This window comes from Pedobacter frigidisoli, from assembly GCF_004331675.1.
GTDB lineage: Bacteria > Bacteroidota > Bacteroidia > Sphingobacteriales > Sphingobacteriaceae > Pedobacter > Pedobacter frigidisoli.
This window is the reverse complement of sequence record NZ_SJSN01000004.1, coordinates 280,599-293,239: the sequence shown is the minus strand read 5'-3', so window position 1 is coordinate 293,239 and position 12,641 is coordinate 280,599. Positions and strand designations below refer to the sequence as shown.

Below are 12,641 nucleotides of genomic sequence, written 5' to 3'. Positions count from 1 at the left end.
TAGATTTTTATTATATTAGAAATCCTAGCCATCACTATTTTGAAACCAGAAGATTTAGTTTCCTACATCCAGATTGATGAATATTCATCAACCCCAAAGTATAAACAGCTTACCAATGCTATTTTGGGGGCCATTGAGGCTGGAAAACTTAAAAAGGGAAGTCTTTTGCCCTCGATTAATGAACTGAGTTTTAGCTTGGAAATGTCGCGAGATACGGCAGAAAAAGGTTATAGAAACCTGCGTAAATTGGGTGTTGTAGATTCGGTTCCGGGTAAGGGTTACTTTATTATCAATACCGATTTTTCTAGAAAACTTAAGGTCTGTTTGCTTTTTAACAAGCTGAGTACGCATAAAAAGATCATTTACGATTCCTTTACTAAAGCGATTGGCGAAAATGCAGCAATAGATTTTTACATCTACAACAACGATTTTGTATTCTTCAAGAAAATGATTTCTACCAAACTTGATGAATATACGCACTTCGTCATCATTCCCCATTTTTTAGAGGGTGGAGAAAATGCTTCGGAGATTATCAATACCATTCCAAAGGAAAAACTCGTTATTTTGGACAAGCTTTTGCCCGGAATTACTGGCGATTTTGCGGCGGCCTACCAAAACTTTGCCCAAGATATTTATGCTGCATTAGAGCAAGCGCTCGATCGATTATCCCAATACAATACGCTCAAGATTATCTTCCCAAAAAACAGTTATTATCCCCACGAAATATTAACTGGGTTTTATCGGTTTTGCCAACAATATGCCTTCAACCATAAGGTAATCCATAATATTAAGGAAGAGGAAATTAGTGCTGGTGAAGTATATATCAATTTAATGGAGGATGACCTGGTTACTTTAATCGAAAGACTAATTGTTCAAAAGCTAGAGATTGGAAAAGATGTTGGCGTAATTTCTTATAACGAGACGCCACTTAAAAGGATTATTTTGGATGGAATTACAACCATTTCTACCGATTTCAATGCGCTTGGTTCTCAAGCTGCGGCGTTTGTATTAAATGGCGAAACTGGTAAAATTGAAGTTCCTTTTTACCTCAATTTGCGTAAATCACTTTAGGCTTTGCTTCAGATAATTTGCTATTTTTACCTCAATATTTTTTTTTAAATGAGGGAAGAGCAAGCAGGTGATCAATCAATAGCAATAAATCCATACGATTATATTCTGCGAGATTTTAACCTGAAAAATCTGAATGCAATTGTTATTCTCAAGCATTTAAATCAACAAATCCATACCGATAGTAGAGGTTTTTTTACCCTTTTTCCAGAGCAGATAGAGATTGATTTCGGAGCATTTAGCTTTCCCGATTCGTCAATTTATTTCCCCGTTGTTCAAGTTCAGCAAAATGAGGATTCGGTAAAGCTTTCTTGTAGATGTGTTACGCCAAAAAATAAACTTTGCGAACATCAGGCTCAGGTACTTTACAATATTCTGCAACGACCAGATTTACTTATTTTCTTTGATGAAAACCTTCGTAGGCAAAAGCTTTCTAAAATTGCCATCGATTATGGTTTAGAAAAGGAGAAAAATCTCGATTCACTTTTCAATTTAAAGCATGTAAATGGTGAAGTAGAGATAAAGCCCAAAATGGATTCCCTACAGCCTTTTGATAAGGAGGCGCAGCAGCAATTACAAAATATTTTACTGCCAACGGCTAATACAAAACCTACCAAAAAGATAAAAGAAGCGGGTAAAATGATTTTGGTTTTGGGCCAACATCGTTATTACAACAATTTAACTTTAGCGCTGTTCGAAGCTGAAACCACAAAAAGTGGAAAGCTTAAAAACCCCTTGAAAAGCATTAATCAAGCCGATTTATTATTTAAGGAAGCCGATAGTGATGTGCTAAAATTTTATAGCGGCGTTGCTACTTTTCAGCAAAATTACAATACCGATCAGGCTGAAGCAGAAATCGAAGCTTTAAGGGCGATTGCAAAAAATCCTCTAAATATTCCCATCTATCTTCAGGATGCAAAGCAATCTTCAACCATCCAGGCTGCCTCAATTGCTCCCGTAAATGTGCATGTGCTTGATGTTGATTTGCGTTTAACGGTAAATCAAAAAGACGATTTTTACGAAATTACTGGGCGATTAATTATTGATGGTAAATCTTATGAATTGGATAGTTTGGTGCTTGTTCATCAATATTTTATCCAACTTAAAGATCAACTTTACCTCGTTACCCGACTAGATTTTTTACGTGTAATTGGTTTCTTTAAAAAGCAGAGCAATCGATTAATTCTGCATAAATCTAAATATCCAGAATTTCAGAAAACTATTTTAATTCAATTAGAGGGCAGTATTCAAGTAGATTATTCCTACTTAAAACCAGCAACAAAAAGTCAGATTGAGGAAAAGGGTTTTGATTTGGAGAATGAGCAGCTGATTTATCTATCCGAATCGGAAGAATTTATTCTCATTACGCCAGTGATGCGTTATGGAAATCAAGAGATTCCTGTGCTTTCCAAAAAGCAAATTCAAGCGCAAGATAAGCTCGGAAATGTTTTCACGATTCATCGTGATGAGGACGTTGAGCTTCAGTTCATTGGAAATATTTTAAAACAGCATCCCTACTTTTATGATCAGGAAACCAGCGATTCTTTTTACCTGCACCGTAAAAGATTTTTGGAGGAGGCTTGGTTTTTAGATGCTTTTGAAACTTGGCGCAGTAAGGGCATTCATATTCTTGGCTTCAATCAGCTAAAGAACAACAAGCTTAACGAGCACAAACCCGAAATCAATATCGAGGTTTTAAGTGGAACAGATTGGTTCGAAACCAAGGTGAAAGTTAAGTTTGGTAAACAACAAGTAGCGCTGAAACATCTGCATAAATCCATCAGAAACAAAAGTAAATTTGTTACCCTTGATGATGGTACACAAGGAATTTTGCCGCATCAGTGGATAGAAAAATTTGCGGCCTACTTTAATGCTGGCGAGGTAACCGATGAAAGTATTTTAACGCACAAGATTAAATTTTCATCAATAAATGATCTTTATGAAGATGCCTTGTTGGATGGTGATGTGAAAAATGAGCTAAAATTATACAAACAAAAATTTGAGGGAACAGATGCCATTCAAGAGGTCGAAGTACCAAAAACGCTTACTGCAACCTTGCGCCATTACCAAAAAGATGGTTTAAATTGGCTTAATTTCTTGGATGATTTCAACTTTGGCTCTTGCTTAGCCGATGATATGGGACTGGGAAAAACCATTCAAATTTTGGCTTTCATTTTATCGCAAAGAGAAAAAGTAACGCACAATGTTAATCTCGTTGTCGTTCCGGCATCTTTAATTTTTAACTGGAAAGCGGAGGTAGAAAAGTTTGCTCCATCCATTAAGGTGAAAACAATTTATGGCAACGAACGAACCAAGACTACCGATAGCTTTGATGATTACGAGATCATTATTACTTCGTATGGAACGTTACTTTCCGATATTCGTTTCTTAAAAGATTACCGTTTTAATTATCTCTTTTTGGATGAATCTCAAAATATAAAAAATCCAGAATCGCAAAGATATAAGGCCGTTCGCATGCTGCAATCGCGTAATAAGGTGGTAATGACGGGTACACCAATCGAGAATAATACGTTCGATTTATATGGACAGCTATCTTTCGCTTGTCCTGGTTTGTTTGGCAGCAAGCAACAATTTGCTGATTTATACTCCACACCAATAGATCAGTTTAAGGATAGCAAAAGAGCTGAGGAACTTCAAAAAAAGATTAAGCCTTTTATTCTCCGCCGCACAAAAGAACAGGTTGCAAAAGAACTTCCAGATAAAACAGAAATCATTTTATACTGTGAAATGGGTGAGGAGCAACGTGAGGTTTACGAAGCAAACAAAAAGGAAATTCAGGATTTTATTTTGAACAAAACGGAAGATGAATTGCCAAAAAACTCAATGCATGTGCTCAAGAGTATTACACAGTTGAGACAGATTTGCAATTCTGCCGCCTTGCTTGCCGATGGAAAATCTTACCTGCAAGCTTCATCTAAAATTGAGGTTTTGGTAGAGCAGATAGAAAGCAAAGTTGGAAAGCACAAGATTTTGGTGTTTTCTCAATTTGTTACCATGCTCGATCTGATCAAAAAACAATTGGAAAACCGTGACATTAAGTATGAATATTTAACTGGACAAACCAAAAAACGCGAAGAGGTAGTAACTTCATTTCAGCAGAATGATGATATTTCCGTTTTCTTAATTAGTTTAAAGGCTGGCGGCACCGGACTAAATTTAACAGAAGCAGATTATGTTTACATTGTCGATCCTTGGTGGAATCCAGCGGTTGAAAACCAGGCCATAGATAGGGCCTATAGAATCGGCCAGCATAAAAATGTAATGGCGGTGCGATTAATTTGTCCGGATACGATCGAAGAAAAAATTATGAAGCTGCAGGCCACAAAGAAAGATTTAGTTAAAAATCTTATCCAAACCGATGGCGGAATATTTAAAAATTTAACAAAGAAAGAATTGTTGGGTTTGTTGAGTTAATTCGTCTTATTAAGTTTTGTTAGGTTCGAAATTGGGTAAACTTCGTCAGTCTTGTAAATAAATCTCGAGTGAAACTGTCGAAGTCCTGCTGCGCTTTTGGCCTTTAAGACTTCGGAAGTTAACTCGACTTACGAAGTTTTGTTGGGTTTTGTGATGGGTAAACTTCGTCAGTCTTATCGATGAAATTGTCGAAGTCCTGCTGCGCTTTTGGCCTTTGAGACTTCGCAAGTTAACTCGTCTTACGAAGTTTTGTTAGGTTTGAGAGATGGTGAACTTCGTTAGACTTGTAAATAAATCTCGAGTGAAACTGTCGAAGTCCTGCTGCGCTTTTGGCCTTTGAGACTTCGCAAGTTGATTCTCCACACCAAAATCAAATACTTTCTACATAATCATAATTCAAATACTTTGGAACATTTAGGCTTTCCACAATCTTCCAATCTTTCTTTTCCGTAATAAATGTAGGTTCAATCAATCCAGATTCCTTAGCTGCAGCACTATAAAACTCCATTTTTGTAGGATGGTTTGGCGCACACGCATTATAAATTTTTCCAAATGCCTGTTTCTCCAAAAGCTTACAGGCAATACCTATTGCATCAGTTTGATGGATTAAATTTACTGGCGCTAAACCATTTGGAACATCCGTTTTACCCGCAAAAAATCGCCCAGGGTTTCTGTTCGGTCCAATCAATCCTGCAAAACGAATAATGGCATAATCTGTAGAACGATACTCTTTTACAAGCAACTCAGCCGCTAGAACAACTTTGCCAGAATCGGTATCAGGATTTGTATCGCTTTCTTCGTTTACAATCAAATTTTCATCACTGTAGACACTCGTGGAGCTTACCAAAACAACCTTTTTAGTTTTATCTTTTGCAGCTGCTAAAATCGATTTTATTTTATCGGGATAACTGTTCAATTCAGTTGAGTTTCTTTTTGGTGGAATGCAGATAAAAAGCACATCGGTTTCAAAAAAAACTGGATCGGCAGATATACGCTCGGTTGTAAAATTAATCAAGAAAGGACTTATGTTTTCTTCGGCCAGGGTTGCCAGTTTTGTTGGAGTGGTGGTAGAACCTTTAACCTGATAACCCAATTGGATAAGCTTTTTTGCAAAGGGTAAACCGAACCAGCCACAGCCTAAAATGGAAACAGTTTTAATATCTTTCATCATACTTAATTTTTTGAAAATTATTGTTCTGTAATTCTTGGCGGCTTTCAGCCCCGCCATTTGCTATAGTCCCGATGAAATATCGGGAGCTGCCGCTTTTGTCGGGTTTATAATTTGTGTTTCTGCATTTGGCCATTAAAGTTGGCAGTTTTTGGCCATTTAGCCCCGGGTGTAGCGGTACCCTGCAGGGCAAGGAACGAAGCCCAGAGCGTACAAGCGAAACACGGGAACAAACTTTGATTTTTGAACAGGCTTTGCGCTTCAAAAAGAATTATCCTTTTTCCAAATTGTAACAAGCCCTGCAACGTGGCTCGTAACTTTCTTTTTCGCCAAGTAAAACCGTACTCTCGTTAGCAACGGTTCTATAACTGTAAAGCGCCGGGTTTCCGCAACAAACGCAAACCGCATTTACTTTTGTAACGTGCTCTGCAATAGCCATTAACGCTGGCATCGGCCCGAAAGGTTTACCTGTAAAATCCATGTCTAAGCCTGCAACAATAACACGTATTCCTTTAAGGGCGAGTTTGTTGCAAACTTCAGGAAGTTCATCGTCAAAAAATTGAGCCTCATCGATTCCAACCACTTGTGTATTCGTTCCAAGTAATAAAATGGCAGAGGCACTATCAACAGGTGTAGAGTTGATGGAATTTAAATCGTGGGAAACCACCGCGGTTTCATGGTAACGTGTATCTGTTCTGGGCTTAAAAATCTCTACATTCAATTTAGCAATTTGGGCTCTTTTTAACCTGCGAATGAGTTCCTCGGTTTTGCCAGAAAACATGGAGCCGCAAACCACTTCAATACTTCCTGAAAATTCACCTCTTCTTCTAAAATTTTGTTCGCTAAATAACATCCCCGATTTTTTATTTCCCTACGTCTTCTCTATAAATTTAAACCGAACAAATATCATAATTATGTGTTATTTTTGAACACATAGTTACCAACATAAATCGACCAAAAATTCGTTATAAATTCATGATGAACCAACAAGATATTTTCAGAAAGATCGGCAGCATTTTAACAGAATTGAATGAGCAATATCAGTTTTTAGCTCAAAATCCTGAACAATTAAATGATTTAGAGGTTGAACTTTTTTTAGCCAACGCCGATTTTTTGGCAGACCATGTTCGGATCTCACAAAAATTAAACACAAATAGTAAGCAAAAAACAGATTCGAAAATTTTATCGACTGTTGAGCAAGCTCCACCAACCATTGCCGATGAACTGAAAGTTCTTCAAGGTTATAAACCGATGGAAGAATGTTTTGATCCACCAGCACTTGCCGAGGTTGCCGCTGCTGAAGAAGAGGAAGAACGGGTGGATGTTCAGCAGGAACAAGAGGTTTTGGATGATGAAAAAATCAAGGAGGAAACAGCTGAAAAGATATTGGCGCATGACTTTTTTAAACCAGATCATGATGATCATAGCTTTGAGTTTGTTTTAGGTAACCATACTGAAGATGATAAATTTGATTACGAGGCCAAAAATGTTGAAGAGATTTTCGATAGACCTTTAAGTAGAGCTGAGGAAGAAATTTTAGCACAAAAGAAAAAAATACACGAAAAAGAGGAGAGCCCCTTAACAGTTGAAGAAAATATACCAGCAGAGGATGATGAGATTGGTCCAGAGCCATTTCTAATCTCAAACCAGGAAGAAGAGGCAGAAGCAGTACAGCCTAAATTTGAGGAGCCTGTTGTTGAAATCCCTAAAATTGAAGTAGAATCGAAATCCATCGAAGCCTTAAAAGATGTTGAAATGGATGAACCAATACTCTCGCCGCCAATAGCTGTAGAAAGACCAGCTTTTACGCCAGAGGCCATTCCAGTTAGACCAGTAACTCAAACTATATCATCAACTCCGCCACCTAGCTTAAATGATTTATTGGCAAAAACAAATGGTAAGAGTGATGAATCTTTCAAAGCGCCAATTGTCGATTTAAAACAAGGCATTAGCTTAAACGAAAAGTTGCTTTTTATTAAGGATCTTTTTAAAGGTTACAACTTAGCTTACTCTGAAGCTATTGATATTGTAAACAAGATGAATAGCTTTGAAGCTGCTGATGGGTTTTTGCAAAATAATTATGCCGTTAAAAACGATTGGGCGAATAAACAGGGAACAGTAGATCAGTTTTACGAATTGTTGAATAGGAGATTTAGTAAGTAAGCGGAAAGGCCAAGGCTAAAAGACTAAAGATGGCAGTTTGGGCCACAATTGACTTTCGTTTTATTGGCTTATTGCCACTTTACAGCGCTATGTTTTCGCTTTAAGATTTGATCTTTCTTCTTTTAGCTTTCTTAAAAGAATCCCATTCTGTTCGAATCCAATTTCAGGAAGATAAAAAGTAAGATTGTAAAACTCCAAAGAGACGAACCTCCGTAACTGATAAATGGAAGTGGTATACCAATAACAGGTATGATTCCGATCGTCATCCCGATATTGATAAATACGTGGAAGAATAGGATACACGCTACACAATACCCATATACACGAGAGAATGTAGATCTTTGCCGCTCTGCCAGATTAACTAGCCTTAGCAAAAGAAAAATATACAATCCAATAACTACCGAACAACCTAAAAATCCCCATTCCTCACCAATAGTAGAGAAGATAAAGTCGGTACTTTGTTCAGGAACATAACCATATTTAGTTTGTGTTCCCTGCAAAAATCCACGACCAGTTGCCTGCCCAGAACCGATGGCAATTTGAGATTGTATTACATTGTATCCTGCTCCTCTATTATCGGTTTTAAGGCCAAGCATTAGCTCAATTCTACTGCGTTGATGTGGTGCAAGAACTTTCTCGTATGCTACCTTAATTAAGAAAAGATAGGCAATTGCAAAAACGGTTACCAATATCGTAGAGAAAATAATTTTCTGCTTTCTTCTATTGTTATAGATAAAAAGCCCGGCAATAGCGGTAATGATGATGATTAAGATATAAGTTGGCACTAAGAAATCTGCTACAAAAAGTACAATCATGCCCAAGAAAATAAGCAAGAAGTATCCCGATAAACCCTCGCGATAAAGTGGGAACATAAAAGCAAGAAAAACCAATGCCGATCCGGTATCGGGTTGTAACATAATCAAAACCAAGGGTGCTCCTACAATTAATCCAGCAATCATAATTGTCTTAAAATCCCTAAATTTTGGGTTAAAAGCACCAACATACCTGGCAAGTAAAAGGGCTGTTCCAAACTTGGCAAATTCTGCTGGCTGCAACTTAAAGGAGCCGATGGCAATCCAAGCTTGGTTACCTGCAACCTTATTTCCGATAACGAGTACTGCCATTAACAGTAATAATGTTCCACCATAAATAAAAGGGGAGAAAACGTTAAATAGCCTGCCATCGAACAATAAAATGGATAAACCTAAAACTAACCCAGTTATCACATATATTAATTGCTTGCCGTACAGCGTATTAAAGCCAAATACCGCAGATTGTTCGGGTGGAACTGAGGCGAAAATATTGACAAAACCTATAGTGCAAAGGGCTACGTAGATTAAAACGGTAATCCAATCTACATTAAAAAAGAAACGGTTTCCCTGTTGCTGTTGCATTTTATTTTTTGATTACAGGTTTATCAGTAATTACTGCTTTTAAGGCTTTAGGTTTTGCAGCAACTGTTCTTTTTAGGGTTGCGGCCTTAATCTTCAAGCTGTCTTTTATTCTTCTAGTCGAATCTGTTTTTTTATTCAATAAGCTATCGGCTTTTGTCAGCTTTCCTGGTTTTGCTTTTTCCTTTAAAGCAGGCAATAAATTCGTATTTGCGAATGCACTTACTGTGTACCCGTTAGATTTAGGTTTAATGCTATCCGTTAAATATTTTTCTACAATAAAACTTGATATTGGAGCAGCATAACTTCCACCAAAACCACCATTTTCTACAATTACAGCTATTGCGATTTTAGGATTATCGCGAGGGGCAAAGCCAATAAAAACCGAGTGGTTTTTCCCATGTGGATTTTGCACTGTTCCAGTTTTTCCGCACATTGTAATTCCTGGGATTTGAGATTCTTTCGCTGTTCCGTACGGTGCATTTACTGCCTCGAACATTCCCTGAATTACAGGCTCAAAATACTTTTCATCTACACCAACATAATTTTTTACAACGTATTCTTTTTTTACAACATTTTTATCGCCAATGCCTTTTATTAAGTGCGGTCGAAGGTAATAACCTCGATTGGCAATTGCGGCCATTACGTTTGCCATTTGCAAAGGGGTAGACGTAATTTCACCCTGACCAATAGATTGCGAAATTACCGTGGTGTAACCCCAACGCTTACCGTAGATTTTATCGTAATGATCGTTTTTGTAAAAAATCCCCGCTTTCTCGAAAGGCATATCGATACCCAGTTTCTGCCCAAAGCCCCATTTAGAAATCTGTTCATGCCAGTGCGCATAAGTTTCACGCTGTTTTTTCATTCCATTTTTGGTAATAATATTCTGAAAAACATGACAAAAATAAGTGTTGCAGCTTCTGGCAATTCCACGCTGCATATTTATTGTTCCATCAACGTGTTCACATTTAACCTTATGGTTTCCGGCCATGTAGTAGCCTGGACAGAAGAAAGTTGTACTTGGGTCTATGGCGCCATCCTGTAATGCTACCAAGGCATCTACCGGTTTAAATGAAGAACCGGGTGAGTATTGACCCGCAATAGGCCGTACAATTTGAGGCCGATATGGGTTGGCCAATAAGCTCATGTAGTTTTTTCCCCAATCTTTTCCAACAAATTGATTGGGATCATAACCTGGGCTGCTTACAAATGCAAGTATTTCGCCGGTAGCTGGTTCGATGGCTACAATCGCACCAACCTTATTTCTCATCAATTCTTCGCCCAATCTTTGTATTCTAATATCTAGGGATGAAATTAGTCGTTCTCCAGAAACGGCGTTTACATCATACTTGCCGTTGGCATAACTTCCCTGGGCTACATTTTTGGCATCGTATAAGGTATTGACTACTCCTTTTTCTCCACGAAGAAAGTCTTCATAAGATCTTTCTAGTCCACTTTTGCCAATAAAATCGCCAGGCTTGTAATAGCCCTCAGATTTTTCAATATCCTCAGGACTTACTTCTTTTACATAGCCAAAAAGTTGACCTGCAATACTATCTGGGAAGTGTCGCACCGTTCTATCTTGGGTTAAAAAGCCAGGAAAACGGTACATAATTTCTTGTAAACGGGCATAACTCTGTACCGAAATTTGCCTTTCGAAAAATGTAGATTGATAATTGGATTGCGTTCTGGCTTTTTTTAACTTTTTTCGAACATCATCTATGGTGATATCCAAAGCAGTTGCCAGTGCCAGTGTATCAAATGGTTTCACCTCATTGGGGGTAACCATTAAATCGTAAACAGGCTCGTTCTGAACAATTACTTTCATGTTGCGATCTAAAATGGCACCACGAGCAGGATATTTATATTTCTTTTTAAGCACATTACTCTCCGCAGAAATAAATGCCGAATCGCTAATAATTTGGATATAGAATAACTTCCCCAATAAAATGAGGGCGATTACAATAAATAATCCTTGAACGATATATTTTCGATTAAACAGTTGATCCATTAGCGGGAAGTTCTTTTATAGAATATAAATTCTACCAAGAAAATAATAAGCAGTGTAAAGATACAACTTAAGCCGCATCTCATTAAGGTATAACCAATTTCGGTTAGCTTAAATGTTTCTAAAAAGAACAGCACTATATGATGTGCAATAACGCAAAGAAAAGCATAAAGAGAAAACCATTGGAAACCCATATAACTTAATGAGGGTTCGGGGTCGTCAATTGCATCACGGTTTAAACTGATGGAAATAAATGAAATTCTAACAAAGGCCAAAACTACACAAGCTGTAGCATGAACACCCATGGTATCGTAAAAGGCATCGAGCGTTAAGCCCGTACCGAAAGCCAATAAATACAGTAGGATATTTGGGATGCCAAAGGGAAGAAGTAATAAAAAAAGCACGTAAATAAATGGTGTAGAAAGATCATAGAAGCCCATATTCTTGAGCAGGAAGACCTGAACAAAAAGCAATAAAAACCACCTGATTGTATTTATAATTATTATTCTACTATTCATTCGGCTTAACTAGGCTTTCGAGGGCTTTCTGCTCTTCGGCCTTTTTATATTTTACCACATAAACATATTGCAACGTGCCAAAATCGGTAAATAAATTTAATTCTCCCGATAGGAAATTATCATTGGTTGCCACGTTGGGCTTAACAATTCTTCCAACAAGGATGCCCGCAGGGAAAGAGCCATAACCAGAAGTAATAATGGTATCGCCAACGTACATTTTAATGTGGTTTGGTACTTCTTTTACAAAAGCTTTTTTAATATCGAAATTGCCATCGCCCCAAACTAACGATCCTAAGGCATTGTTCTTTTTAAGGGTTACACTAATTTTAGTGTCCTTATGTAAAAGCGATTGAATGGTTGCCAAGTGCTCAGAAACATCACGTATAAAACCAACAACACCTCTTTGAGGAGCAATTACAGCCATTCCATTCTTAATTCCATCTACACTACCCTTGTTAATCGTCATGATGTTATTGCGTAGCGTAATCGAGTTTTTAACTACTTTTGCTGCTAGATAGGTATACTCTTGGTTGGTAACCGTATCTATAACCTTAACATCCTTTGCGGTATCAACGGTGGTTAAGGTTAGTAATTGTGTTTTCAGTTTTGCATTTTCAGCCGCAAGACTATCGTTCACCATTCCTAAATTAAGGTATCTCTTAAAAATGTTTAGTCGCTCATAAGCTGTACCTACAATTTCGTTCGATGAATTTAAGGTAACACTACGCTGATAAGCATTATTTTTAACGGTTAGGTAAATCCCAATCGTAAAAAAAACAAAAAATAAGAAAAATGCGTTGTATCTGCTAACGAAAATCCAAAGGTTACGCATATGTGGAGGTAAAATGGGAGATGGAAGATGGAAGATGGTTAAAGTCCATTTTCCA

At 37.5% G+C, this 12,641-nt stretch carries 9 protein-coding genes; 3 read left to right on the top strand and 6 right to left on the bottom strand.

The genetic code is table 11. The features are described 5' to 3' along the window. Positions 1 to 39: 39 nt before the first annotated feature. Complete coding sequence (locus EZ449_RS06920; protein ID WP_131557232.1) at positions 40 to 1,071, top strand: GntR family transcriptional regulator; 1,032 nt, start codon at positions 40 to 42, stop codon at positions 1,069 to 1,071. 48 nt (positions 1,072 to 1,119) lie between these two features. Next, on the top strand, positions 1,120 to 4,503 hold the full coding sequence (locus EZ449_RS06915; RefSeq protein WP_131557231.1) for a DEAD/DEAH box helicase: 3,384 nt from the start codon (positions 1,120 to 1,122) through the stop codon (positions 4,501 to 4,503). Between the two features lie 370 nt (positions 4,504 to 4,873). Here EZ449_RS06915 and EZ449_RS06910 read toward each other — a convergent pair whose 3' ends face one another. Together EZ449_RS06910 and EZ449_RS06905 are read right to left on the bottom strand one after the other, a co-directional pair. After that, complete coding sequence (locus tag EZ449_RS06910; RefSeq protein WP_131557230.1) at positions 4,874 to 5,674, bottom strand: NAD(P)-binding domain-containing protein; 801 nt, start codon at positions 5,672 to 5,674, stop codon at positions 4,874 to 4,876. Positions 5,675 to 5,942: 268 nt separating this feature from the next. Further along, entirely contained in the window at positions 5,943 to 6,524 is a 582-nt protein-coding gene (locus EZ449_RS06905; protein ID WP_131557229.1) for a thymidine kinase, read from the bottom strand. 122 nt (positions 6,525 to 6,646) lie between these two features. Here EZ449_RS06905 and EZ449_RS06900 point away from each other — a divergent pair, with 122 nt between their 5' ends. Further along, complete coding sequence (locus EZ449_RS06900; RefSeq protein ID WP_131557228.1) at positions 6,647 to 7,834, top strand: hypothetical protein; 1,188 nt, start codon at positions 6,647 to 6,649, stop codon at positions 7,832 to 7,834. Between the two features lie 131 nt (positions 7,835 to 7,965). Here the strand turns inward: EZ449_RS06900 and rodA are convergent, their stop codons facing one another. Genes rodA through mreC form a run of 4 tightly spaced genes read right to left on the bottom strand, consistent with a single transcriptional unit; the run spans position 7,966 to position 12,586 of the window. After that, positions 7,966 to 9,228 carry a rod shape-determining protein RodA gene (gene rodA / locus EZ449_RS06895; protein WP_131557227.1) on the bottom strand — a complete coding sequence of 421 codons (1,263 nt, stop codon included), beginning with the start codon at positions 9,226 to 9,228 and terminating at the stop codon, positions 7,966 to 7,968. 1 nt (position 9,229) lies between these two features. Further along, complete coding sequence (gene mrdA, locus EZ449_RS06890) at positions 9,230 to 11,239, bottom strand: penicillin-binding protein 2 (protein WP_131557226.1); 2,010 nt, start codon at positions 11,237 to 11,239, stop codon at positions 9,230 to 9,232. Next, complete coding sequence (locus EZ449_RS06885) at positions 11,239 to 11,754, bottom strand: rod shape-determining protein MreD (protein WP_131557225.1); 516 nt, start codon at positions 11,752 to 11,754, stop codon at positions 11,239 to 11,241. The genes mrdA and EZ449_RS06885 overlap by 1 nt, the downstream gene beginning before the upstream one ends. Continuing rightward, on the bottom strand, positions 11,747 to 12,586 hold the full coding sequence (gene mreC / locus EZ449_RS06880; RefSeq protein WP_131557224.1) for a rod shape-determining protein MreC: 840 nt from the start codon (positions 12,584 to 12,586) through the stop codon (positions 11,747 to 11,749). The genes EZ449_RS06885 and mreC overlap by 8 nt, the downstream gene beginning before the upstream one ends. Positions 12,587 to 12,641 lie beyond the last annotated feature (55 nt).

Bases quoted from the DNA above. Each gene is read 5' to 3' on its own strand.
- EZ449_RS06915 (WP_131557231.1), top strand. From the start codon at position 1,120: ATGAGGGAAGAGCAAGCAGGTGATCAATCAATAGCAATAAATCCATAC.
- EZ449_RS06910 (WP_131557230.1), bottom strand. From the start codon at position 5,674: ATGATGAAAGATATTAAAACTGTTTCCATTTTAGGCTGTGGCTGGTTC.
- EZ449_RS06905 (WP_131557229.1), bottom strand. From the start codon at position 6,524: ATGTTATTTAGCGAACAAAATTTTAGAAGAAGAGGTGAATTTTCAGGA.
- EZ449_RS06900 (WP_131557228.1), top strand. From the start codon at position 6,647: ATGATGAACCAACAAGATATTTTCAGAAAGATCGGCAGCATTTTAACA.
- rodA (WP_131557227.1), bottom strand. From the start codon at position 9,228: ATGCAACAGCAACAGGGAAACCGTTTCTTTTTTAATGTAGATTGGATT.
- mrdA (WP_131557226.1), bottom strand. From the start codon at position 11,239: ATGGATCAACTGTTTAATCGAAAATATATCGTTCAAGGATTATTTATT.
- EZ449_RS06885 (WP_131557225.1), bottom strand. From the start codon at position 11,754: ATGAATAGTAGAATAATAATTATAAATACAATCAGGTGGTTTTTATTG.
- mreC (WP_131557224.1), bottom strand. From the start codon at position 12,586: ATGCGTAACCTTTGGATTTTCGTTAGCAGATACAACGCATTTTTCTTA.